At 69.2% G+C, this 23,943-nt stretch carries 20 protein-coding genes and 1 pseudogene; 9 read left to right on the top strand and 12 right to left on the bottom strand.

Translation table 11 applies throughout. The features are described from left to right. Positions 1-77: 77 nt before the first annotated feature. The 7 genes and pseudogenes from gyrA to dnaA all read right to left on the bottom strand — a co-directional run bounded on the left by gyrA (position 78) and on the right by dnaA (position 11,847). Positions 78-2,705, bottom strand: a complete 2,628-nt coding sequence (gyrA, locus tag OG904_RS14520; protein WP_405490959.1) for a DNA gyrase subunit A — start codon at positions 2,703-2,705, stop codon at positions 78-80. 40 nt (positions 2,706-2,745) lie between these two features. Then, the gene (gene gyrB / locus OG904_RS14515; protein WP_405490957.1) at positions 2,746-4,803 is read right to left on the bottom strand and encodes a DNA topoisomerase (ATP-hydrolyzing) subunit B; all 2,058 of its coding nucleotides are present in this window, start codon (positions 4,801-4,803) and stop codon (positions 2,746-2,748) included. A 501-nt stretch (positions 4,804-5,304) separates the two neighbouring features. Further along, on the bottom strand, positions 5,305-5,835 hold the full coding sequence (locus tag OG904_RS14510; protein WP_405490955.1) for a DUF721 domain-containing protein: 531 nt from the start codon (positions 5,833-5,835) through the stop codon (positions 5,305-5,307). Beyond that, entirely contained in the window at positions 5,832-6,968 is a 1,137-nt protein-coding gene (recF, locus tag OG904_RS14505; protein ID WP_405490953.1) for a DNA replication/repair protein RecF, read from the bottom strand. The genes OG904_RS14510 and recF overlap by 4 nt, the downstream gene beginning before the upstream one ends. Before the next feature lie 71 nt (positions 6,969-7,039). Further along, positions 7,040-7,945: pseudogene (gene gnd, locus OG904_RS14500) on the bottom strand (phosphogluconate dehydrogenase (NAD(+)-dependent, decarboxylating)); the annotation flags it as partial. Positions 7,946-8,102: 157 nt separating this feature from the next. Continuing rightward, on the bottom strand, positions 8,103-9,233 hold the full coding sequence (dnaN, locus tag OG904_RS14495) for a DNA polymerase III subunit beta (protein WP_243331110.1): 1,131 nt from the start codon (positions 9,231-9,233) through the stop codon (positions 8,103-8,105). Between the two features lie 880 nt (positions 9,234-10,113). Continuing rightward, on the bottom strand, positions 10,114-11,847 hold the full coding sequence (gene dnaA / locus OG904_RS14490) for a chromosomal replication initiator protein DnaA (protein ID WP_405498011.1): 1,734 nt from the start codon (positions 11,845-11,847) through the stop codon (positions 10,114-10,116). A 488-nt stretch (positions 11,848-12,335) separates the two neighbouring features. Here dnaA and rpmH point away from each other — a divergent pair, with 488 nt between their 5' ends. The 9 genes from rpmH (at position 12,336) to OG904_RS14445 (ending at position 18,816) form a co-directional block, all read left to right on the top strand. Then, positions 12,336-12,473 carry a 50S ribosomal protein L34 gene (gene rpmH / locus OG904_RS14485; protein ID WP_008741645.1) on the top strand — a complete coding sequence of 46 codons (138 nt, stop codon included), beginning with the start codon at positions 12,336-12,338 and terminating at the stop codon, positions 12,471-12,473. A gap of 22 nt (positions 12,474-12,495) precedes the next feature. Beyond that, a complete protein-coding gene (rnpA, locus tag OG904_RS14480) occupies positions 12,496-12,870 on the top strand; it encodes a ribonuclease P protein component (protein WP_405490950.1) in 375 nt (124 codons plus the stop codon). After that, complete coding sequence (gene yidD, locus OG904_RS14475; RefSeq protein WP_076043740.1) at positions 12,867-13,148, top strand: membrane protein insertion efficiency factor YidD; 282 nt, start codon at positions 12,867-12,869, stop codon at positions 13,146-13,148. Before rnpA ends, yidD begins: the two co-directional genes overlap by 4 nt. Positions 13,149-13,151: 3 nt before the next feature. Further along, a complete protein-coding gene (gene yidC / locus OG904_RS14470; protein ID WP_405490948.1) occupies positions 13,152-14,261 on the top strand; it encodes a membrane protein insertase YidC in 1,110 nt (369 codons plus the stop codon). Positions 14,262-14,276: 15 nt separating this feature from the next. Continuing rightward, positions 14,277-14,786: a protein jag gene (locus tag OG904_RS14465; protein ID WP_405490946.1), complete on the top strand. Its 510-nt coding sequence runs from the start codon at positions 14,277-14,279 to the stop codon at positions 14,784-14,786. A 102-nt stretch (positions 14,787-14,888) separates the two neighbouring features. Next, the gene (gene rsmG / locus OG904_RS14460; protein ID WP_405490944.1) at positions 14,889-15,650 is read left to right on the top strand and encodes a 16S rRNA (guanine(527)-N(7))-methyltransferase RsmG; all 762 of its coding nucleotides are present in this window, start codon (positions 14,889-14,891) and stop codon (positions 15,648-15,650) included. 264 nt (positions 15,651-15,914) lie between these two features. Continuing rightward, positions 15,915-17,006 (top strand): ParA family protein, encoded by a 1,092-nt coding sequence (locus OG904_RS14455; RefSeq protein WP_405490942.1) that lies wholly within the window; start codon positions 15,915-15,917, stop codon positions 17,004-17,006. Further along, positions 17,003-18,097: a ParB/RepB/Spo0J family partition protein gene (locus OG904_RS14450; RefSeq protein WP_405490940.1), complete on the top strand. Its 1,095-nt coding sequence runs from the start codon at positions 17,003-17,005 to the stop codon at positions 18,095-18,097. The genes OG904_RS14455 and OG904_RS14450 overlap by 4 nt, the downstream gene beginning before the upstream one ends. Positions 18,098-18,198: 101 nt before the next feature. After that, the gene (locus tag OG904_RS14445) at positions 18,199-18,816 is read left to right on the top strand and encodes a GNAT family N-acetyltransferase (protein ID WP_405490938.1); all 618 of its coding nucleotides are present in this window, start codon (positions 18,199-18,201) and stop codon (positions 18,814-18,816) included. Between the two features lie 105 nt (positions 18,817-18,921). Here OG904_RS14445 and trxA read toward each other — a convergent pair whose 3' ends face one another. From trxA to OG904_RS14420, 5 genes are all read right to left on the bottom strand, one after another. Continuing rightward, a complete protein-coding gene (gene trxA, locus OG904_RS14440; protein WP_405490936.1) occupies positions 18,922-19,263 on the bottom strand; it encodes a thioredoxin in 342 nt (113 codons plus the stop codon). A gap of 53 nt (positions 19,264-19,316) precedes the next feature. After that, positions 19,317-20,276, bottom strand: coding sequence for a thioredoxin-disulfide reductase (trxB, locus tag OG904_RS14435; RefSeq protein ID WP_405490934.1), 960 nt, complete (start codon positions 20,274-20,276; stop codon positions 19,317-19,319). A gap of 125 nt (positions 20,277-20,401) precedes the next feature. Further along, positions 20,402-21,370: an anti-sigma factor family protein gene (locus OG904_RS14430; RefSeq protein WP_405490932.1), complete on the bottom strand. Its 969-nt coding sequence runs from the start codon at positions 21,368-21,370 to the stop codon at positions 20,402-20,404. Beyond that, positions 21,367-22,068 (bottom strand): RNA polymerase sigma factor SigM, encoded by a 702-nt coding sequence (sigM, locus tag OG904_RS14425; protein ID WP_405490930.1) that lies wholly within the window; start codon positions 22,066-22,068, stop codon positions 21,367-21,369. The genes OG904_RS14430 and sigM overlap by 4 nt, the downstream gene beginning before the upstream one ends. 25 nt (positions 22,069-22,093) lie before the next feature. Beyond that, a complete protein-coding gene (locus OG904_RS14420) occupies positions 22,094-23,821 on the bottom strand; it encodes a protein kinase family protein (RefSeq protein ID WP_405490928.1) in 1,728 nt (575 codons plus the stop codon). Between the last annotated feature and the right edge of the window lie 122 nt (positions 23,822-23,943).

The raw sequence follows: 23,943 nt of genomic DNA, 5'->3' as shown, positions 1-23,943 counted from the left end.
CTGGGAGTCCGCGGCGGGGCCACGGGCACCGTTCGCTCCAGTGTTGGCCGGTCCGGCGCCCGTGGCTCCGCTCACGCTTACTCCTCGTGCTCCCCAGCCGAGGGCTCCGTGCCCCCGGCGGCCTCGGCGGCCTGTCCTTCGACCGCCGCGTCGGTCCCGATCTCGTTCTCGCTGTCGTTCTCGCTGTCGTCGACCTCGTCAGCATCCTGACCGGCCTCCGCGTTGCGGGCGATGCCGACGACGGCATCCCGCTTGCCCAGGTTGATCAGCTGGACGCCCATGGTGTCACGGCCGGTCTCCCGTACTTCGTTGACTCGCGTACGAATCACACCACCGCTGAGCGTGATGGCGAGAATCTCGTCCGTTTCGTCCACCACGAGCGCCCCTACGAGCGAACCGCGGTCCTCCACGATCTTGGCGGCCTTGATGCCCAGACCACCACGGCCCTGGACTCGGTACTCGTCCACCGGCGTCCGCTTGGCGTAGCCGCCGTCGGTCGCGGTGAAGACGAAGGTACCGGGCCGGACCACGCTCATGGACAGCAGTTCGTCCCCTCCGCGGAAACTCATGCCCTTCACGCCCGAGGTGGCGCGGCCCATCGGGCGCAGCGCGTCATCGGTCGCCGTGAAGCGGATCGACTGCGCCTTCTTGCTGATGAGCAGCAGGTCGTCCTCGGCGGACACCAGCTCGGCGCCGATCAGCTCGTCGTCGCTGCCGTCCTCGGTTTCCCGGAGGTTGATCGCGATGACGCCACCCGAACGGGGCGAGTCGTAGTCCTTGAGCGCCGTCTTCTTCACCAGGCCGCCCTTGGTGGCCAGGATCAGGTAGGGCGCCGCCTCGTAGTCGCGGATCGCGAGGATCTGGGCGATCTTCTCGTCCGGCTGGAAGGCCAGCAGGTTCGCCACGTGCTGCCCGCGCGCGTCACGGCCGGCGTCCGGGAGCTCGTACGCCTTGGAGCGGTAGACCCGGCCCTTGTTCGTGAAGAACAGCAGCCAGTGGTGCGTGGTGGACACGAAGAAGTGGTCGACCAGGTCGTCCTGCTTCAGCTTCGTGCCGCGCACGCCCTTGCCGCCGCGCTTCTGCGAGCGGTAGTCCTCGGTCTTGGTCCGCTTGACGTAGCCGCCGTGGGTGATCGTGACGACGATGTCCTCTTCGGCGATCAGGTCCTCCATGGACATGTCGCCGTCGAAGGGAACCAGCTTGGAGCGCCGGTCGTCGCCGAACTTCTCGACGATGGCCGCCAGTTCCTCGCTCACGATCTGCCGCTGGCGCTCCTCGGAGGCCAGGATCGCGTTGTACTCGTTGATCTTGGCCTGGAGCTCGTCGTGCTCGGCGACGATCTTCTGCCGCTCCAGGGCCGCGAGGCGGCGCAGCTGCATCTCCAGGATCGCGTTCGCCTGGATCTCGTCGATCGACAGCAGGCCCATCAGGCCCTCGCGGGCGATCTCGACCGTGTTGCTGCGCCGGATCAGCGCGATGACCTCGTCGATCGCGTCCAGCGCCTTGAGCAGACCGCGCAGGATGTGGGCGCGCTCCTCCGCCTTGCGCAGGCGGAACTTCGTGCGCCGGACGATGACCTCGATCTGGTGCGTCACCCAGTGGCGGATGAACGCGTCGATCGACAGCGTGCGCGGCACGCCGTCCACCAGCGCCAGCATGTTCGCGCCGAAGTTCGTCTGCAGGTCGGTGTGCTTGTACAGGTTGTTCAGCACGACCTTGGCGACGGCGTCGCGCTTGAGGACGATCACCAGGCGCTGGCCGGTCCGGGACGAGGTCTCGTCGCGGACGTCGGCGATGCCGCCGACCTTGCCGTCCTTCACCAGGTCGGCGATCTTCTGCGCCAGGTTGTCGGGGTTGGTCTGGTACGGGAGCTCCGTGACCACCAGGCACTGGCGGTTCTGGATCTCCTCGACCTCCACCACCGCGCGCATCGTGATGGAGCCGCGACCGGTCCGGTACGCCTCCTCGATGCCCTTGCGGCCCACGACCAGGGCGCCCGACGGGAAGTCCGGACCCTTGATCCGCTCGATGAGCGCGTCCTGGAGCTCCTCGTGCGAGGCCTCCGGGTGCTCCAGCGCCCACTGGGCGCCGGCCGCGACCTCGCGCAGGTTGTGCGGCGGGATGTTGGTGGCCATGCCGACCGCGATGCCGGCGGAGCCGTTGATCAGCAGGTTCGGGAAGCGCGCCGGCAGGACCGTCGGCTCCTGGTTGCGGCCGTCGTAGTTGTCCGTGAAGTCGACGGTCTCCTCGTCGATGTCCCGGAGCATCTCCATGGCCAGCGGCATGAGCTTGCACTCGGTGTACCGCATCGCGGCCGCCGGGTCGTTGCCCGGGGAGCCGAAGTTGCCGTTGGAGTCCACCAGCGGCATGCGCAGCGACCACGGCTGGGCCAGGCGGACCAGGGCGTCGTAGATCGAGGAGTCACCGTGCGGGTGGTACGTGCCCATGACGTCGCCGACGACGCGGGCGCACTTGTAGAAGCCCTTCTCGGGCCGGTAGCCACCGTCGTACATCGCGTACAGCACACGGCGGTGGACCGGCTTGAGGCCGTCCCGTACGTCGGGCAGCGCGCGGGAGACGATGACGGACATCGCGTAGTCGAGGTAGGAGCGCTGCATCTCCGTCTCGAGCCCCACGGGCTCGATGCGGACGACGGGCTGCTCTTCCTCGGTGTTCTCGGCAGTGGGCGTGGTTTCGTCGGCCATTGCTGGTCAGAAGTCCTTTCAGGCGGTCAGCTGAGCCGACTCAGATGTCGAGGAACCGAACGTCCTTGGCGTTGCGCTGGATGAAGGAGCGTCGGGCTTCGACGTCCTCGCCCATCAGCACCGAGAACAGGTCGTCGGCCTGTGCGGCGTCGTCCAGGGTGACCTGGCCGAGCACGCGGTGGTCGACGTCCATGGTGGTGATGCGCAGTTCCTCGGCGTTCATCTCGCCCAGACCCTTGAAGCGCTGGATGGAGTCTTCCCTGATCCGCTTGCCGTTCTGCTTGCCGAGCTCCACGAGCGCGTCGCGCTCGCGGTCGGAGTACGCGTACTCGAAGTCGTCGCGGCCCCACTTGATCTTGTAGAGCGGGGGGCGCGAGAGGTAGACGTGACCGGCTTCGACCAGCGGCCGCATGAAGCGGAACAGGAAGGTCAGCAGCAGGGTGTTGATGTGCTGGCCGTCGACGTCGGCGTCCGCCATCAGGATGATCTTGTGATAGCGGAGCTTCTCGATGTCGAAGTCCTCGTGGACACCGGTACCGAAGGCGCTGATCAGTGCCTGGACCTCGGTGTTCTGGAGGATCTTGTCGATGCGCGCCTTCTCGACGTTCAGGATCTTGCCGCGGATGGGCAGGATGGCCTGGTACATCGGGTTGCGGCCGGACTTGGCGGAGCCGCCGGCCGAGTCGCCCTCGACGATGAAGATCTCGCACTTGGTCGGGTCGTTGGACTGGCAGTCCGAGAGCTTGCCCGGCAGCGAGGCGCTCTCCAGCAGGCCCTTGCGACGCGTCAGGTCACGGGCCTTGCGGGCCGCGACGCGCGCCGTGGCCGCCTGGATCGACTTGCGGATGATGTCCGCGGCCTCGTTCGGATTCCGGTCGAACCAGTCGTTGAGGTGCTCGTGCACGACCTTCTGCACGAAGGTCTTGGCCTCCGTGTTGCCCAGCTTGGTCTTGGTCTGGCCCTCGAACTGCGGCTCGCCCAGCTTCACCGAGATGATCGCCGTCAGACCCTCGCGGATGTCCTCGCCCGCAAGGTTGTCGTCCTTCTCGCGCAGGAACTTCTTCTCCCGCGCGTAGCGGTTGACCAGACCGGTCATCGCCGCGCGGAAGCCCTCTTCGTGGGTGCCGCCCTCGTGCGTGTGGATCGTGTTCGCGAAGGAGTACACGCCCTCGGTGTACTGCGAGTTCCACTGCATCGCGATCTCGACCGAGAGCATGCGCTCCTTGTCCTCGGCCTCGACGTCGATGACGGTCGGGTGGATCAGCTCGCCCTTGCGCGCGTTCAGGTACTTCACGAAGTCGACGATGCCGCCCTCGTAGTAGTACTTGACCGAGCGCGCCTGCTGGTCGTCGGTCTCCTCGGCGGTGTCCGCGCCCATCGTGGCCTTCGCCGACTCGCGCTCGTCCGTGAGCGTCAGGGTCAGGCCCTTGTTGAGGAAGGCCATCTCCTGGAAGCGGCGCGAGAGCGTCTCGAAGGAGTACTCGGTCGTCTCGAAGATGTCGCCGTCGGCCCAGAAGGTGACCGAGGTGCCCGTCTCGGACGTCTCCTCGTTCTTGGCGAGGGCCGCCGTCGGGACACCGAGCTTGTAGTCCTGGGTCCAGCGGTGGCCGTCGGTCTTGACCTCCACCGCGACCCTGGTCGACAGGGCGTTCACGACGGAGACGCCGACGCCGTGCAGACCGCCGGAGACGGCGTAGCCGCCGCCGCCGAACTTGCCGCCCGCGTGCAGGACCGTCAGCACGACCTCGACGGCCGGCTTCCCCTCGGACGGCACGATGCCGACCGGGATACCGCGGCCGTTGTCGACCACGCGCACGCCGCCGTCGGCGAGGATCGTCACGTCGATGGTGTCCGCGTGCCCGGCCAGGGCCTCGTCGACCGAGTTGTCGACCACCTCGTACACGAGGTGGTGGAGCCCGCGCTCACCGGTCGAGCCGATGTACATGCCGGGCCGCTTGCGGACCGCGTCCAGGCCCTCGAGGACCTGGATGGCACTGGCGTCGTACGAGGACGTGACCTCGCCGTTCTGGCCGACTGTGGACTGGTTGTCGTTGGGGTTGCCGGAATCGGCCACGAAGCGCCCTTTCTGGCACAGCACAGGCCGTACTCCGGGCCGGCAGGCATGCAAGCGGGAGCGGCTGCGTCGATCTGCGTTGTCAGCGGTGGTCAGCTTTACTCGACTGGATCCCGCGCGTGCGCGGGATTCTCGTTCAGTCTACCGGTATCGACCCCATGAATGGGCGTTTGCCGGTACCTGAGTCCGCATGTGCCGCCCGGAAACTCCTCTCTCCGACTCCCCATATCCAGGCAGGGGCTCAAAGAGGCTCACACGGGCATTGAGCGCTTCGGGCTGTCAACCTCCCGCTACCGTGAGGGACACCACCCGCGCGGGCACCCGCACCGGGTGCGCACCGGGTCCCGCGTCACCCGTACGGACGCCGGCACGGGCTCGCGTACGGACCCGCTCGCGGGGGGATCCGTACGGGCGGGCGGGCGCGCGCAGCCGCGCGGGGGGCGTACGGGCGTACGGGCGCGGAGCGCCGGCGGTCCGACCCGCCCGGGCACCGCGCGCCCGGCACAAGGCGTCAGACCGGCGGGCTCACCCGTAGGTGTCGCCCGGGCCGGTGCTCCCCGGAGCGCGCCAGGGACCGTACCGCTTCGGCCCGCCACCGGGCCCGTGCACCTTGATCAGCCGGACCGTGCCCTGGCCCAGGTCCGCGTTGAGCCGGGCCACCAGCTGCGGGGCCAGCAGCTTCAGCTGCGCCGCCCACGCCGAGGAATCACAGCGCACCACCAGCTCGCGGTCCTCGTAGCGGTCCGGCACGCAGTGCGCCGCGATGTCCTGGCCGACGATCTCCGGCCAGCGCTCCATCACGCCCGCCACCGCCATCGGCATCTCCCAGCCGCGCTCCGTGCGCAGCCGGTCCAGCGCCGCCATCAGCGGCATCGGGTCCCGGCCGTCCGCACGGGCGCCCGACCGCAGGCCCGGGTGCTGCTGGCGCTTCTTGCCCTGGGCCGCGTTGCCCCGGGCCCGCGCCTGCTCGCGCGCCGCCGCCAGCGCCTGGCGCGCCAGGTCCACGCCCGAGGGCTCGGGCGTCTTGCGCGGCTGCTCCTGGTCCTCCCCGCTCACAACCGGGTCACCTCCCCGCCGGACACCGCGAACCGCGTCCCGGCCAGCACCCCCGGAACGTCGTCGTCCACCGCTGCCGTCACCAACACCTGCTCGCCCGCCGCCACCAGCTCCGCCAGCCGCTCCCGGCGCCGCGCGTCCAGCTCCGCGAACACGTCGTCGAGGATCAGCACCGGCTCGCTGCCCTCCGAGCGCAGCAGCTCGTAGGAGGCCAGCCGCAGCGCCAGCGCGTACGACCAGGACTCCCCGTGGCTCGCGTACCCCTTCGCCGGCAACTCCCCCAGCCGCAGCAGCACGTCGTCGCGGTGCGGGCCGACCAGGGTCACCCCGCGCTCGATCTCCTGCTTGCGCACGTCCGCCAGCGAGGCCAGGACCACCTCGTACAGCGCCTCCCGGGTACGGGCCTCGCCGCTGTCCACCTGCTCGCCGGCGGAGGACTTGTAGGCCAGGCCCAGCGGTCCGCCGCCGGGCGCGAGCTGCTCGTACGCCTTGTCCGCCAGCGGCAGCAGCGTCGCGATCAGGTCGAGGCGCTGCGCCAGCAGCTCCGCACCCGTGCGCGCGAGGTGCTGGTCCCACACGTCGAGCGTGGACAGGTCCATCGAGCGGCCGCCGTGGCGCCGGGCCATCGCCGCCGACTTCAGCAGGGTGTTGCGCTGCTTCAGCACCCGCTCGTAGTCGGAGCGCACCGCGGCCATGCGCGGCGAGCGGGCCGTCACGAGCTCGTCGAGGAAGCGGCGCCGCTCCCCCGGGTCGCCCTTGACCAGGGCCAGGTCCTCCGGCGCGAAGAGCACCGTCCGGACGATGCCCAGTACGTCCCGGGGCCTGACCTGCGAGGACCGGTTGATCCGGGCCCGGTTCGCACGCCCCGGGTTCAGCTCCAGTTCCACCAGCTGCTGCCGCTCGCCCTGGGTGACGGCGGCCCGGATGACGGCGCGCTCGGCGCCCATCCGGACCAGCGGGGCGTCCGCGGAGACCCGGTGGCTGCCGAGGGTCGCGAGATAGCCGATCGCCTCGACCAGATTGGTCTTGCCCTGGCCGTTGGGGCCCACGAAAGCGGTGACGCCCGGGTCGAGGGGAACCTCGGCCCGGGCGTACGAGCGGAAGTCGGCCAACGAGAGATGCGAAACGTGCATACGGCGCCGACCTCCCCCGGCTTCCTGCTGCTCTGCTCCGCCGGCTGTGGAAACCGGGGAGCGGTTGTGGATTACTTCTTCTCGACCGCGTGGCCGCCGAACTGGTTGCGCAGGGCGGCGATCATCTTCATCTGCGGGGAGTCGTCCTGCCGGGACGCGAAGCGCGCGAAGAGCGAGGCGGTGATCGCGGGCAGCGGCACCGCGTTGTCGATCGCGGCCTCCACCGTCCAGCGGCCCTCGCCGGAGTCCTGCGCGAAGCCGCGCAGCTGCTGGAGGTGCTCGTCCTCGTCCAGCGCGTTCACGGCCAGGTCCAGCAGCCAGGAACGGATGACCGTGCCCTCCTGCCAGGACCGGAACACCTCGCGGACGTCGGTGACCGAGTCGACCTTCTCCAGGAGCTCCCAGCCCTCGGCGTAGGCCTGCATCATGGCGTACTCGATGCCGTTGTGGACCATCTTCGCGAAGTGACCGGCGCCGATCTTGCCTGCGTGCACGGCGCCGAACTCGCCCTCGGGCTTGAGCGCGTCGAACACCGGCTGGACGGCCGCGACGTGTTCCTTGTCGCCGCCGTACATCAGCGCGTAGCCGTTCTCCAGGCCCCAGACGCCGCCCGAGACGCCGCAGTCCACGAAGCCGATGCCCTTGGCGGCCAGCTCGGCGCCGTGCTTCTCGTCGTCGGTCCAGCGGGAGTTGCCGCCGTCGACGACGATGTCGCCGGGCGAGAGCAGGCCGGCGAGCTCGTCGACGGTGGACTGGGTCGCGGCGCCCGCCGGGACCATCACCCACACCACGCGGGGCGCCTGGAGGCTGTCCACAAGTTCCGACAGGCTGTGGACATCGGCGAGATCCGGGTTGCGGTCGTATCCGATGACGGTGTGGCCGGCGCGGCGGATGCGCTCGCGCATGTTGCCGCCCATCTTGCCGAGACCGACGAGACCAAGCTCCATCAGGTGGTTCCTTAAGCGTTGTGGCCGTCTGTGCCGGGGTTCCCCGGTGCCCGGGGACCATCCCCCCGTGCCGAGCCTACGCCGGGCCGTGGCGAGGGGCGCACGGGCACTCCGGGGACGGCGTCGGGCCCGGCCCCGCGGGAAGCGGGACCGGGCCCGACGGCGTGCCCTCGTCCTGTGGCCGGCGTCAGCCGGAGAGGCGGACCGGCATGATCAGGTACTTGTACGCCTCGTCGGCCTCGGCGTCGACCGCCGGACGGCCGCTGAGCAGCGCCGGCTTGGTCGACGTGGTGAAGCTCAGCTGCGCGGCCGGCGAGTCGATCGCGCTCAGGCCGTCCAGCAGGAAGGTCGGGTTGAAGGCGATCGAGATGTCGTCGCCCTCCAGCTTCGCGTCGACGCGCTCCACAGCCTGTGCATCGTCGGAGGAACCGGCCTCCAGGATCAGCACGCCCTGCTCGAAGCTGAGGCGGACCGGCGTGTTGCGCTCGGCGACGAGGGCCACGCGCTTGACGGCCTCGACGAACGGGGCGGTCTCGATCACGGCGACGGAGTTGAACTCGGTCGGGAAGAGCGTGCGGTACTTCGGCAGGTCGCCCTCGAGGAGGCGGGTGGTGGTGCGGCGGCCGGCGCCCTCGAAGCCGATGAGGCCCTCGCCCTGGCCGGAGCCCGACAGCGCGATGGTGACCGTGTCGCCGCTGGTGAGCGACTTGGCGGTGTCCAGGAGCGTCTTGGCGGGCACCAGGGCCACGGCCGAGGCCTCCGGGTCCTCGGGCTTCCACAGGAACTCGCGGACCGCGAAGCGGTAGCGGTCGGTGGAGGCCAGGGTGACCTTGTCGCCCTCGATCTCGATGCGGACACCGGTCAGCACGGGCAGCGTGTCGTCGCGGCCGGCGGCGATGGCGACCTGGGCGGCGGCGGAGGCGAAGACCTCGCCGGGCACGGTGCCGGTCGCGGTGGGCATCGTCGGCAGTGCCGGGTATTCCTCCACAGGCAGGGTGTGGAGTGTGAACCGGGAGGAGCCGCAGACCACGGTCGCCCGTACACCGTCTGTGGAAATCTCCACCGGGCGGTTGGGAAGGGCGCGGCAGATGTCGGCGAGCAGCCGGCCGGAGACCAGGACGGTGCCGTCCTCCTCGACGTCGGCCTCGACCGAGACGCGGGCCGAGACCTCGTAGTCGAAGCCGGAGAGGGACAGCTTGCCCTCCTCGGCCTTCAGCAGCAGGCCCGCGAGAACGGGCACCGGCGGCCGGGCCGGGAGGCTACGGGCAGCCCAGGCCACCGCCTCCGCGAGTACGTCGCGCTCCACCCGGATCTTCACCGGAAACCGCCTCCTGCTGTTGCTCGCTCGTCTTGCCGGCCTTCGTCGTCGGCTCGTCGATGCCTCGACCGATGCCGGGGACCAGTCTGACGTACGGCGCCGACAGTCGTTGCTGTCGGCGGTCAAGTCGGGAGCGAGGTGTCGGGGAGGGCGATCCACCGAGTTGTGCACAGGACCTGCTTGAAAACCGAAACCGGGCTAACTCTCTATGGGGGTAGTAGTAGGGCCTGTGGAAACGGTGGATAAGCCCGTTCTCGCAGGTCAGGCCGCGTTTTTTATCCCCACACCCTGTGGGTGACACCGGTGGACAACCAGGTGTCTCTGTGGAGAACGAAAACTTCTGCACAGGCCATCCCCAGATGACCCCGACTACTCCACAGGTGTGTCCCCAGGTTTCCCCGAGTACTCCACAACCCAAACGTCCACTTCGGTGTGACGCCTTTCACTCGGGGCGGTGATGGAGGCCTCCCGGTTGCCGAACAGTGGACAACGGTGTGGGGAAGTCGTCTGATCCTGTGCACAGGACGCGGGAAGCTGTGGACCGCCGGTGGACAACGCGGTGGACGGAGCTGTGGATGAAATTTCTGTCCACAGCCTGTGGATAGCGGTTGCGCACAATTCCACAGGGGGCTGACCAGCTCTGATGGTGCCTCACGCACGGGGCCTGTGGACAGTTTTGTGGGTGGAGGAGTCCGTCCCCAGGGTGTGGACGGCAGAAAGTCGCCCAATCTGTGGATGACTTGCTCCATTGGGGGCGTATTCGAACAGGTCGGGGGCGCGCACATGAAGAAGGGCGCCCCCGAAGTGACCCGGGAGCGCCCTCACAGAGCGTTTGGAGAGGCCTCGGCGACGCCCGTACGGCCCGTGCACGGCGTCGGCGTCAGCCGTTCTTGATGCGGTTGGTGAGCTCCGTTACCTGGTTGTAGATGGAGCGGCGTTCCGCCATCAGAGCGCGGATCTTGCGGTCCGCGTGCATGACGGTGGTGTGGTCGCGGCCGCCGAACTGCGCCCCGATCTTGGGCAGGGACAGGTCCGTGAGCTCCCGGCACAGGTACATGGCGATCTGCCGGGCGGTGACCAGCACGCGGCTGCGCGAGGAGCCGCACAGGTCGTCCACGGTGAGCCCGAAGTAGTCGGCGGTGGCGGCCATGATGTCCGTCGCCGTGATCTCGGGCGCGCTGTCCTCCCCGCCGGGGATCAGGTTCTTCAGCACGTCCTCGGTCAGGCCCAGGTCCACCGGCTGCCGGTTCAGGCTCGCGAAGGCCGTGACCCGGATCAGCGCCCCCTCCAGCTCGCGGATGTTGCGCGAGATGCGGGAGGCGATGAACTCCAGCACCTCCGGCGGGGCGTTGAGCTGCTCCTGGACCGCTTTCTTGCGCAGGATCGCGATGCGGGTCTCCAGCTCGGGCGGCTGGACGTCGGTGATCAGGCCCCACTCGAAGCGGTTGCGGAGCCGGTCCTCCAGGGTGACGAGCTGCTTGGGCGGCCGGTCGGAGGAGAGCACGATCTGCTTGTTGGCGTTGTGGAGCGTATTGAAGGTGTGGAAGAACTCCTCCTGCGTCGACTCCTTGCTCGCCAGGAACTGGATGTCGTCGACGAGCAGGATGTCCATCTCGCGGTAGCGCTTGCGGAACGCGTCGCCCTTGCCGTCGCGGATGGAGTTGATGAACTCGTTGGTGAACTCCTCGGAGCTCACGTACCGCACCCGGGTGCCGGGGTAGAGGCTCCGCGCGTAGTGCCCGATGGCGTGCAGCAGGTGCGTCTTGCCGAGGCCCGACTCCCCGTAGATGAAGAGGGGGTTGTACGCCTTCGCCGGCGCCTCGGCGACGGCCACCGCGGCGGCGTGCGCGAAGCGGTTGGAGGCGCCGATCACGAAGGTGTCGAAGAGGTACTTGGGGTTCAGCCGGGCGGTCGGCTCCAGCGGGCCCGAGGTGGAGCCGCCGGACGGGGCCGACGGCGCGGGGCGGCTGGGCGCCGGGCGCGGAGCGGGCTGCTCGTACTGCTGCGGCTCGTACCGGCCGGACTGGCGCTGCTGCTGGCCCTCGTAACCCTGCTGCTCGTACTTCTGCTGTTCGTAGGAGCCCTGGTCGTAGGAGGAGGACTCGGACTGCTGGAGGTAGCCGGGCTGCGGGGAGGCGTACGGGTCGCGCTCGGGGAAGCCGCCGAGGCGGGGCTGCTGCCAGCCGTAGTCGTCCTGCTGACCGCCGCGGGGCCAGGCGCCGGGCTCGGAGCGCGGCTGCTGGTAGTCCGGGTAGGCGGGGCGGGCCGTGGGGAGCTGGTCGTCTGCGGGGCCGGTGTGGCCGGTGTGGCCGCCGGGTCCGGTGTGACCTCCGGGGCGCTGGCCGCCGTACGGCTCGTAGGAGTCGCGGGTATCGCGCGAGTCACGGGAGTCGCGTGCATCGCGCGAGTCACGGGTATCGCGGGTATCGCGGGAGGAGGGCGTGGACGGGGCCGGCGGCGAGGGCTTGCCGGCGGAGTCGTCGACGGTGATGGCGATCCGGATGGGGCGCCCGCACTCGACGCTGAGGGCGTCGCTGATGAGCGGGGCGAGCCGGTCCTCGAGGACGCGCTTGCCGTACTCGTTGGGGACGGCGAGCAGAGCGGTGTCGGCCACGAGGGCCAGGGGCTGACACTGTTCGACCCACTGCTTGTTCTTTGGCTCGACGCTGTTCTGTCCCTCCCCGAGGAGCTTTTCCAGCACCCTTGGCCACACTGCGGCAAGATCGGCAGGTACGTCAGCCACAGGGCACGCTCTCTCAGAGGGGGTCCCACGAATGTGTGGTTCTTTGGGACGGTCGGGACAAAAAATCCGGGGTCAGGCAACGGTAGTCAGGCCGACGGGTACGGTTCAAGTCGTTGTCCACAGCCTGTGCACAGTGTGGGGCACCGTCGGCTCGGTTTGACCGGATGGCGTAGCCGCGCGTACCGTAACGAGGTCGAGTTGTCGATGGCTGCTGCCGCCTGCCTACCGATGGGCGAAGATCACTGATTGTGATCGTTTTGCGGTGCCACTCGGGCGAACACGCGAGTTTTCTCCTCGTGGGCGCACGGTGACAGCCAGGCGATGTCCCGCCACAACGATTTATTCTCTGGAGCCCCCGAGTGAGCAAGCGCACCTTCCAGCCGAACAACCGCCGTCGTGCCAAGACCCACGGCTTCCGCCTGCGGATGCGTACCCGTGCCGGTCGCGCGATCCTCGCGAACCGTCGTGGCAAGGGCCGCGCCGCCCTTTCCGCGTAACTGACGGGCGGATCGTGACGTCGTGCTGTCTCCCGAAAATCGGCTGAGGCGGCGCGAGGACTTCGCGAGCGCGGTACGTCGAGGTCGTCGGGCTGGTCGCCCGCTCCTCGTCGTCCACCTACGTACAAGCGGTGCAACGGACCCGCACGAGCCGGGGGAGATCGATCCCTCGACGCGTGCGGGTTTCGTCGTCAGCAAGGCTGTCGGCATCGCCGTCGTACGCAACCGGGTCAAGCGCCGTTTGCGCCATCTCGTCCGCGAGCGGCTGTCTCAGTTGCCCGAAGGTAGCCTGATGGTGGTACGGGCTCTGCCCGGAGCGGGTGATGCCGGTCTCGACGAGCTGGCCCGGGACCTTGATGCCGCACTGTCGCGGCTCTTGGGAGGCGTGGCTCGATGAAGTACCCGCTGCTCGCATTGATCAAGCTGTACCAGTGGACCATCAGTCCGCTGCTCGGGCCGGTGTGCCGTTATTACCCCTCGTGCTCGCACTACGGGTACACGGCCATCGACCGGCATGGTGCGGTGAAGGGGACTGCCCTGACCGCCTGGCGGATCCTGCGGTGCAATCCGTGGTCCCCGGGCGGTGTGGACCATGTCCCACCCCGGAAACGCCCGCGTTGGCACGAGCAGCTGCGCAGTGCGTTGCGTAGATCTCGCAATGCTCAAGGAGCTTGATTAGTGGACACGATTGCCAGTCTGTTCAGCTTTATTACCACGCCCGTCTCGTGGATCATCGTTCAGTTCCACAAGGTGTACGGCGGCATTTTCGGCGCGGACAGCGGATGGGCCTGGGGCCTGTCCATCGTGTCCCTGGTGATCTTGATCCGTATCTGCCTGATCCCGCTCTTCGTGAAGCAGATCAAGGCGACGCGCGGCATGCAGGCGATCCAGCCGAAGATGAAGGCGATCCAGGAGCGCTACAAGAACGACAAGCAGCGCCAGTCCGAAGAGATGATGAAGCTGTACAAGGAGACGGGTACCAACCCGCTCTCCTCGTGCCTTCCCATCCTGGCGCAGTCTCCGTTCTTCTTCGCGCTCTACCACGTGCTCGCCGGCATCGCCAACGGAACCCCGATCGGCAAGATCGACGGCCCGCTGCTCGAGAGCGCGCGTAACGCGCACATCTTCGGCGCGCCGCTTGCATCCAAGTTCACGGACGGCGCCGACAAGGTCGCCGCCCTGGGCGCCACGGTCACCGACGTGCGTGTGGTCACCGCCGTCATGATCGTCATGATGTCGCTGTCGCAGTTCTACACCCAGCGTCAGCTGATGCAGAAGAACGTGGACCTCTCGGTCAAGACCCCGTTCATGCAGCAGCAGAAGATGCTGATGTACGTCTTCCCCCTGATCTTCGCGGTCATGGGCATCAACTTCCCCGTCGGTGTCCTCGTCTACTGGCTGACCACGAACCTGTGGACCATGGGTCAGCAGATGTACGTGATCAACCAGAACCCGACCCCGGGAAGCAAGGCCCAGGACCAGTACCTGACGCGCCTGCTGAAGCACGTCAGCTCGCACGGTGAGCTCAAGGGCCGCGGCAAGAAGAAGATCGTCGCGGCGATCGTGGCCAAGGGACCCGACCGCAACGACAACGAGCGCAAGTTCATCACCTCGCTCACCAAGCAGGGCCTGGCCGCTCAGACGGACGGCTCCGTGACGAAGAGCGTGGAAGCGACCGTCGACGCCGACGCGGCCGGCGGTGGCGGTGCCCCGAAGCGGCAGCAGCCCAAGCGGCAGTCGAAGTCGCAGCGCCAGACTCCCCCCAGCAAGCCCTCTCCCAAGAAGTAAGAAGGAGTCCCTCCCGTGACGGAAGGCACCACCACCGCCGCCGCTGAGAGTGGCGACACCCTGACCCGCCTCGAGCAGGAGGGTGAGATCGCGGCCGACTACCTTGAGGGTCTGCTGGACATCACCGACCTGGACGGCGACATCGACATGGACGTCGAGGCGGACCGCGCCTCGGTCTCCATCGTCAGTGAGTCCGCGCGCGACCTGCAGAAGCTCGTGGGCCGTGACGGAGAGGTGCTGGAGGCTCTGCAGGAGCTGACCCGCCTCGCCGTGCACCGCGAGACCGGGGACCGCAGCCGGCTGATGCTGGACATCGGCGGTTTCCGTGCGAAGAAGCGCGAGGAGCTGACGGTGCTCGGCGCCAAGGCCTCGGCGGACGTGAAGTCGTCCGGTGAGCCCCTGAAGCTGGCTCCGATGACCCCCTTCGAGCGGAAGGTCGTCCACGACGCCGTGGCGGCCGCCGGTCTGCGGAGCGAGTCCGAGGGCGAGGAGCCGCAGCGCTTCGTCGTCGTGCTCCCGGCCTGACCGGAAGCCTGAGTGTTCGGCCCCGTCTGTCTCGCAGGCGGGGCCGATGTTTGTCAGCCTGGCAGTGAACAACGTGGCCCGCGGGACGGCAAGGCCACAACCATGCGGTACGGAAGGACGGTCCCCGTGACGGAGGCAGCTGAGCTTCCCCCGATTCCTGAAGAAGCGCCCCCGGCACCTGAAGAGGCGCGCGCGGTGTTCGGGCAGTATTTCCCGGAAGCGGTGCGGTACGCGGAGCTGCTGGCGGACGCGGGGGTCAAGCGGGGCCTGATCGGGCCGCGCGAGGTGCCACGACTGTGGGAGAGGCACCTGCTGAACTGCGCCGTGCTCTCTGAGGTGGTGCCCGAGGGTGTCACCGTGTGCGACGTGGGTTCGGGCGCCGGTCTCCCCGGTATCCCGCTGGCCCTGGTGCGCCGGGACCTGAAGATCACGCTGCTGGAGCCGCTGCTGCGCCGCACGAACTTCCTTCAGGAGGTCGTGGAACTGCTGGGGCTCGACCATGTGACGGTGGTGCGCGGGCGGGCCGAGGAAGTCCTCGGCAAGCTCCAGCCGGTGCACGTGGTGACGGCCCGCGCGGTGGCCCCACTGGACCGGCTCGCCGGGTGGGGAGTGCCCCTGCTGCGTCCGTACGGAGAGATGCTGGCGCTGAAGGGCGACACCGCCGACGAGGAGCTGGTGGCGGCGAAGGCCGCGCTGACCAAGCTCGGTGTGGTGAAGACCTCGGTGCTGCACGTCGGTGAGGGTGTCGTGGACCCTCTGTCGACGGTGGTGCGGGTCGAGGTCGGCGAGAGCCCCGGAGGGGTGCGGTTCGCGGCCAAGCGGGCCAAGGCCGCCCGGGTGAGCCGTACCCGCCGCCGCCGCTGAACCCTTGTTCGGCGGTGCTCGTGGGCGTGACGTAGGTGCATTGAGCCCTATAGGTATGGATTTCGGAGTGTCGTAGCAGCCGGATGACTCCGTCCGGGCATCGTGTTTCACGTGAAACGTCGCTCTCTGCTCCACGGAATCATCAGCCGCGGTCGTGCGGCTACGTCCCCCCGTCTCCGCAAGGACGAAGGGGGGACGGAGTTGTCCACATCGGTGGATTCATCCACAGGAGTACGGGCCCCGCTGGTTCGCAACCCCGGTGACATGGCAGGCTCTGTTCATCGCGAGCCTGATGCCGAGGAGAGTGACACCGTGCGGTCAGACGCCAACCTCGCGGGGCCGATGGCCGATCCGGTCCCCGGTCCCCGCTCTGAATCGCCGGGTGAGGATGTTTCACGTGAAACATCGGCCCCGCCGCTAGTGGACAACGAAGACACACCCATCGGTCGCGCCGCCCAGATCGCGGTCGAGGCCCTGGGCCGTGCGGGTGAGGGCCTGCCCAGGCCACCCGAGACGCGGATCATGGTGGTGGCCAACCAGAAGGGCGGCGTGGGCAAGACCACGTCGACCGTGAACCTGGCCGCCTCCCTGGCCCTGCACGGTGCGCGCGTCCTGGTGGTCGACCTCGACCCGCAGGGCAACGCCTCCACGGCGCTGGGCATCGACCACCACGCGGACGTGCCGTCCATCTACGACGTGCTCGTGGACAGCCGCCCCCTGATGGAGGTCGTCCAGCCGGTGGTCGATGTGGAGGGGCTGTTCTGTGCTCCGGCCACGATCGACCTGGCCGGCGCGGAGATCGAGCTGGTCTCCCTCGTGGCGCGGGAGAGCCGCCTCCAGCGGGCCATCCAGGCCTACGAGCAGCCGCTCGACTACATCCTGATCGACTGCCCGCCCTCGTTGGGCCTGCTGACGGTGAACGCCCTGGTCGCAGGTGCTGAGGTGCTGATCCCGATCCAGTGCGAGTACTACGCGCTGGAGGGGCTGGGCCAGCTGCTGCGCAATGTCGACCTGGTGCGGGCCCACCTGAACCCCACCCTGCACGTGTCCACGATCCTGCTGACGATGTACGACGGCAGGACCCGGCTGGCCTCGCAGGTGGCGGAGGAGGTGCGCACCCACTTCGGCAAGGAGGTGCTGCGCACGAGCATCCCGCGGTCGGTCCGCATCTCCGAGGCCCCGAGCTACGGGCAGACGGTGCTGACCTATGACCCGGGTTCCAGCGGTTCCCTCTCCTATCTGGAGGCGGCGCGGGAGATCGCGCTGCGCGGGGCCGGAATCCAGTACGACGCCCAGCACTCTCATCTGAGTGCGGGCATGAACAACACGCAGAGTGTGGCGGAGGGGATCCAGTGAGTGAGCGACGTAGGGGTCTGGGGCGGGGGCTCGGCGCGCTGATTCCCGCGGCTCCTCAGGAGAAGACGCCGCCGGTGATCGGGGCCGGGTCGACGTCTCCGTCGGCGGTACCGGTACTGCCCTCGGAGCGCGGTATCGCGGCGGCGCGGCTGGCTTCGCTGGCGCAGGCCGATGTTTCACGTGAAACATCGCCGGTGCCCGAGCCGGTGAGAGAGCCGGATCCGGTGGTGGCTCCGGAGGCCGGCGAGGTGGCGGGGGCCACGTTCGCGGAGCTCCCGATGGACTCCATCACGCCGAACCCGCGTCAGCCGCGTGAGGTGTTCGACGAGGACGCGCTGGCCGAGCTGGTGACCTCCATCCAGGAGGTGGGTCTGCTCCAGCCGGTGGTGGTGCGGCAGTCGGGTCCCGGCCGCTATGAGCTGATCATGGGTGAGCGGCGCTGGCGGGCGTGCCGGGAGGCCGGCCTGGACCGTATCCCGGCGATCATCCGCGCCACGGATGACGAGAAGTTGCTGCTGGACGCGCTGCTGGAGAACCTGCACCGGGCTCAGCTGAACCCGCTGGAGGAGGCAGCCGCGTACGACCAGCTGCTCCAGGACTTCAACTGCACGCACGACCAGCTGGCGGACCGGATCGGGCGTTCGCGTCCTCAGGTCTCGAACACGCTGCGCCTGCTGAAGCTGTCTCCGCCCGTGCAGCGGCGGGTGGCGGCGGGTGTGCTGTCGGCGGGCCATGCCCGGGCACTGCTCTCGGTGGACAGCTCCGAAGAGCAGGACCGGCTTGCGCACCGGATCGTGGCCGAGGGGCTCTCGGTGCGTGCGGTCGAGGAGATCGTGGCGCTGATGGGGTCGGAGTCGCCGAGCGCGGTGAAGCCGAAGGGTCCACGGGCAGGCGCGCGGGTCTCCCCCGCGCTGAACGAACTGGCGACGCGGCTGTCGGACCGGTTCGAGACGCGGGTGAAGGTGGACCTGGGCCAGAAGAGGGGCAAGATCACCGTCGAGTTCGCTTCGATGGAGGACCTCGAGCGGATTCTGGGGACGCTCGCACCGGGCGAGGGCCGGGTGCTGGACCAGGGCGCTTCCGCGGAGTAGTCCACGGATCGGGGGCGGGTCGTGCCGGTGTGAGCCGGCAAGATCCGCCCCTTTGCCTTGTTGCGGTTTCGGGTGATTCGAGCTGTGGATACGATGCGGTCATGGGTCGTCGGCTGGTACCGCTCACGCTGGACAACCTTCAAGACCTGCCCCGGCGTTGCCGGTCCTGCGTCTTCTGGGAGCTGGATCCCGTCAGCGGTGAGGCTTCCGTGAAGGCGGGGACTCCTGCGCAGGAGAAGGAGGCGTGGATCTCCGCCGTCCTGCTGGAGTGGGGCTCGTGCGGCAGGGTGGTCTACGTGGACGAGGTCCCCGTGGGGTTCGTCCTGTACGCGCCGCCGGCGTACGTACCGCGCGCGACCGCGTTCCCCACCAGTCCGGTGTCGCCGGACGCCGTCCAGCTCATCACTGCGTGGATCATGCCGGGGTATCAGGGGCAGGGTCTGGGGCGGGTGATGGTCCAGACGGTGGCGAAGGACCTGCTGCGCAGGGGGTTCAGGGCGATCGAGGCGTTCGGTGACGCCCGGTGGGAAGGCCCGGCCTGTCTGCTGCCGGCGGACCATCTGCTGGCCGTGGGCTTCAAGACCGTACGCCCGCATCCGGCGCGGCCTCGGCTGCGGTTGGAGCTGCGGTCCACCCTGTCGTGGAAGGAAGACGTGGAGCTGGCCCTGGACCGGCTGCTGGGTGCCGCCCGGAAGGAACCCGCGCTGCGTCCGCTGTGACGGGGCAACGGTTCGGAACGAGCGTGTCAGCACATGAGAACGGGGCCGCCCCGGCAGGGGGTGGCCCCGTTCTCATGTCTGCGTCCGCTCCGGGACGCGTTCGCGTCAGACGCTCTTGGCCGTGATGAAACCGTCGAGGTCACGCAGGATGGCGGCCTTCGGCTTGGCCCCGACGATGGTCTTGACGACCTCGCCGCCCTGGTAGACGTTCAGGGTCGGGATGGACATGACGCCGTACTTGGCGGCCGTGCCCGGGTTCTCGTCGATGTTCAGCTTGACGATCTCGATCTCGTCGCCGTACTCGGCGGCGATGGCCTCGAGGGAGGGGGCGATCTGGCGGCACGGACCGCACCAGGCGGCCCAGAAGTCCACCAGGACCGGCTTGTCGCTGCTGAGGACCTCGGTGTCGAAGTCTGCATCGGTCACGTTCTTGAGGGTGCCGGCCACAACGGCCTCCTTCTTTTCCTGCGGGGAGTGGGGTGTGGTGCTGCTTGAGGGTGTCAGACCGACGCGTGTGCCTTCTCGGCGTCCGCGAGGGCGGCGAGGAAGCGTTCGGCGTCGAGGGCCGCGGAACAACCGGTGCCCGCGGCGGTGATGGCCTGACGGTAGGTGTGGTCGACGACGTCGCCGGCACCGAACACACCGGTGAGGCTGGTGCGGGTGGAGGGGGCGTCGACCTTGAGGTAGCCCTCCGCGTCGAGGTCGAGCTGGTCCTTGAACAGCTCGGTGCGCGGGTCGTGGCCGACGGCGATGAAGAGGCCGGTCACGGGCAGTTCGGAGGTCTCACCGGTCTTGGTGTTGCGCAGGGTGAGGCCCGTCAGCTTCTGCTCGCCGTGGATCTCGGCGACCTCGCTGTCCCAGGCGAACTTGATCTTCGGGTCGGCGAAGGCGCGGTCCTGCATGGCCTTGGAGGCGCGCAGGGAGTCGCGGCGGTGGACGATCGTGACGGACTTGGCGAACCGGGAGAGGAAGGTGGCTTCCTCGATCGCGGTGTCGCCGCCGCCGACGACGACGATGTCGTGGTCCTTGAAGAAGAAGCCGTCGCAGGTGGCGCACCAGGAGACGCCGCGGCCGGAGAGGGCGTCCTCGTTGGGCAGGCCGAGCTTGCGGTGCTGGGAGCCGGTGGTCACGATCACGGCCTTGGCACGGTGCACGGTGCCGGCGGTGTCGGTGACGGTCTTGATCTCACCGGTGAGGTCCACGGCCACGATGTCGTCCGGAATGAGCTCGGCGCCGAAGCGCTCGGCCTGGCCGCGCATGTTGTCCATGAGGTCCGGCCCCATGATGCCGTCCTGGAAGCCGGGGAAGTTCTCGACCTCGGTGGTGTTCATCAGAGCACCACCAGCGGTGACGGCGCCTTCGAAGACCAGGGGCTTGAGCGAAGCGCGTGCGGTGTACAGGGCGGCGGTGTACCCGGCCGGCCCGGAGCCGATGATGATCACGTTTCGTACGTCGCTCACGGGTTACTTCCTCGTCTCTGCGGACTGCCTGCTGCCTACCGGGGGGCCGGTGTGGACTCTCACCCCACCCAACGGATCCTACGGCGCATGCATTCCCGAGCTTTCACCCCGAGCCCGGTGCTCCCTCAGCTGCGGGGGTAGCTGCTGGTCAGCAGGGGCTTCCCGGGAGGGGCCGAGGGGTCGGTGAGGCAGTTGGAGCCGACCAGATAGGCGTCCACCACGGCTGTGTCGCCGGCGTGCGGCAGGACCACGAGGAAGACGTCCCTCCCCTCGTACGTGCCGCGTTCGAAGGCCAGGGGGCTCTCGGTGCGGCCGGTGGCCTGCTGGACGCAGGCCGGGGGCCGGGCTGCCTCGCCGTCGGCCGGGGCGACGCCGGGGGCGGCCGCAGTGGTGTTGTCCACTCCGAGGGTCTCGTTCCCGGCCCTTGCTGCCTTGTCCCCCTTATCCGCCTTGTCTCCGTTGACCGTGGGCGCGAGGAGCTCCCGTACGGTGCCCGGGAGTCCCTGGGCGGTGTAGGCGTGCCCGCCGGGCCGGCTCAGGGCCGTGACGGGGTCCTTTCCGGCGGACATGTCCTGCCCGGGGCGGGTTCCGGACATCAGGCCGGTGACCAGGATGCCGACGCCGACGGCGCATGCCGCGAGCAGTCCGCCCGCGACGGCGATCCGGCGGCGGGCACGACGCCGGCCGGGGCCCGTTGGGCCGGCCGGGTGACCGGAGGGCCGCAGTGCGCCGGTTTCGGTGAGCGGGGCGGGCGGTGTTTCACGTGAAACACCGGGTCCGGGTCCCCCGTCGGCCGTCCGGGAGCGTCGGGTTGGCCCGGCCTGCCCGGGCGGGGTGGTGGAGTCGAGGAGGGCTTCGGCGGCGAGGGCCGCGTCGATCCGGCCGGAGATGTCGGCGGGCATCCGGGCGGGGCCGGGAAGGGTGCCGAGCAGGGCCCGGATCTCCTCCAGGGAGGCGCGGACGTCGGCGCACAGGGGGCAGGCTCCGAGATGGCTGCGGACCTCCGCCGTGCGCGACGGGGAGAGGAGGCCCTCCGTCAGCTCGGAGATCTCCGAGACGTCGGGGTGCCCGATCGTGCCGGTCGTGGGGCTCACGCTCGTCCACCTCCGCCCTTCACTGCGTTGGTATCCGGGGTTGTCGCCCCGTGGTCTGCCGCCGGTGGGACGGTTGTCCCCGGTGTCCGGTTCCTTCCCCGCTCGGTGTCGGTGTTATCCCCGGTATGTGTGCGCAGATGAGTGAGGAGTGGGGCGAGCTTCGCTCTGCCGCGGGCGCAGCGGCTCTTCACGGTGCCGGTGGGTACGTCGAGCATGCGGGCGGCCTCGGCCACGGGGTAGCCCTGCATGTCGACGAGGACGAGGGCCGCCCGCTGTTCGGCCGGAAGGGTGCTCAGGGCCGCCAGCAGCTGCCTGTGGAGGTCCTGGCGCTCCGCGGGGGCCTCGGCGGACTCGTGGGGCTCCAGGAGGCGCTCCAGGCGGTCCGTGTCATTCAGGGGGGAGGTCCTGCGGGAGGCGGCCTTGCGGGCGCGGTCCAGGCAGGCGTTCACGGTGATGCGGTGGAGCCAGGTGGTGACGGCGGACTCGCCGCGGAAGGTGTGCGCGGCCCGGTAGGCGGAGACGAGGGCGTCCTGCACGGCGTCGGCCGCTTCCTCCCGGTCGCCGAGGGTGCGCAGGGCCACGGCCCACAGGCGGTCGCGGTGCCGGCGGACGAGCTCGCCGAAGGCATCCGGATCTCCGGCGGCGTGCAGCGACAGGAGTTCCTGGTCGCTGCGGCCGCCGGGTGTGGCTTCGTCCAACGGTGAGCCCCTCCCCTGCTGTCCGTCAGCCCGTGAACTTCACATCCGTGATGGCCTGCTTGAACCCGGGCCCGCTGAACGCGTCGGTGCCCGATTCCGGCATCGCGGTGATCCACACGAGGACGTAGCGAGTGGTGGCCGGAGTCTCGGAGCTGAGTTCGAGACTGCTGTCCGAGGTCGTCTTGGTGGCGATCTTCCGCATCGAGGCGACCGGGGTCGACGAGGACATGGAAGGTGCCGCGTAGAGCGTGGCGGTGGTGTGGTCACCCGCGTACTTCAGCGCTATCGAGCCTCCGCTGACCGCCTGCTCCGAGCCGAGATCGTAGATGATGCCGACGCCCGCCTTGAACTCTTCCTTCATGTCGGGGCCGTCCAGGTAGGACTTGGTGTGCCAGTAGGTGGTCACGTCCTTGTCGAAGGTGCTCTTGGCGCCTTCGAGGTCCTGCGGCGTGCCGTCGGGGTAGTACTCGCGGGCGTCCGTGATGGTCAGAAAGGCCGGTTCCTTCTTCTCCGGAGCGTCGTCGGCCTTCGGGTGGGTGCTCTGGCTGCCACCGTTGCTGCCCTGGTGGCGCCGGTCCAGCAGGTTGTCGGCGAGCTGCCAGCTGCCCAGGCCGAGGGCGGCGATCAACAGGGCCGCGACGCCCCACTTGAGGGCGCGGCCGGTACGGCTCTGCAGGGGTGCCGGCGGAGGGACGACGGTCAGCACCTGCGCGGTGGGCAGGCCGGGAGACGGGGGCCTGCCGTAGCTGCCCTGCTGGTAGGTGGTGTGCTGGTACTCCGGAGGCGCCGTGAACGTGGGCTCCGGCGGCCGGATGCGGGGCATCGCGGCCACGGCCTTGGAGAGCTCCTCGGGGGTGGTGCAGGCGGGCTCCTGCCGCGAGGCGGTGGCCCCGTCGTTGGCCAGGGCGCGCATCGCGAGCTCGCCCAGGCCCCGGTGCACGCCGGCGCGGACCTGGTCGGGAGCGATCAGGCCGACGCCCTTGGGCAGGCCCGTGAGGCCGTAGGCGTCGTTCTCGTAGGGCCAGCGCTGGGTCAGCGAGGCGTACAGGAGGGCACCGATGGCCTCGGTGTCCGCGCGCTGCGGGGTCTCGCTGGTGATGCCGCGCAGGGCGGCGTTCACGGCGAGGCCCCGGATGCGGTACTGGCCCGTGGAGGTGCGCAGTATCGCGCTGGGGGTCAGCCTCAGGTGTGCCAGGCCCTCACGGTGCGCTGCGGCCATGGCCTGGGAGACCTGGCTGACGAGCTGGTAGGCCTCGTGCGGCTCCATGGGACCCGCTGCGAGGACCGCGGTGAGCTCCGTGGCGTCGGGGAGCCATTCGTGGACGACGTAGACGAGGTCGTTCTCTTCCACGGCGTCGAGGACCTGGACGAACCGGGGGTCGCCGAGCAGGGCCGAGGAGCGGGCGGCGGCCAGGACGGAGCGGGCCCGGGCGTGGTCGGCGGGCAGCAGGTGCACGCCCACGGCCCGGCGCAGCTTCTCGTCCATCGCACGCCAGCTGCTGAATCCGTCCACACGGGTGACGCACTCTTCGAGCCGGTAGCGTCTGGCCAGCTTGTGGCCGCTGTGCAGCTCGGGTGCGGCCGCCGGGGCCGCTTTCCTGCGATCGGCGTCCTTCTCGGGCATCGTCCCGTCCGAGGCTTGTCCGTTCTGGGTGTCCACCCCGTCGGCCGTTGCCTGGGCCGTCTCCGCGGCCAGTGGCTCGTCGCCACTGTTGTCGGCCACGTCGACGGCAGCCGTGCTACGTTCCGCCACCGTCGTCCCCGCCTCCCCATCCGTTGCGCACTGTCGGCCAGTCTGCGAAGCCATGCCAATTGTGCCCACAGTCCACCGATCTGCACGACACGCCCTTGGCGGTGGATTGCTCCGCGGGTGCG

The sequence above is a fragment of the Streptomyces sp. NBC_00096 genome (assembly GCF_045041305.1).
Classification (GTDB): domain Bacteria; phylum Actinomycetota; class Actinomycetes; order Streptomycetales; family Streptomycetaceae; genus Streptomyces.
This window is presented reverse-complemented; position numbering and strand designations above follow the sequence as displayed.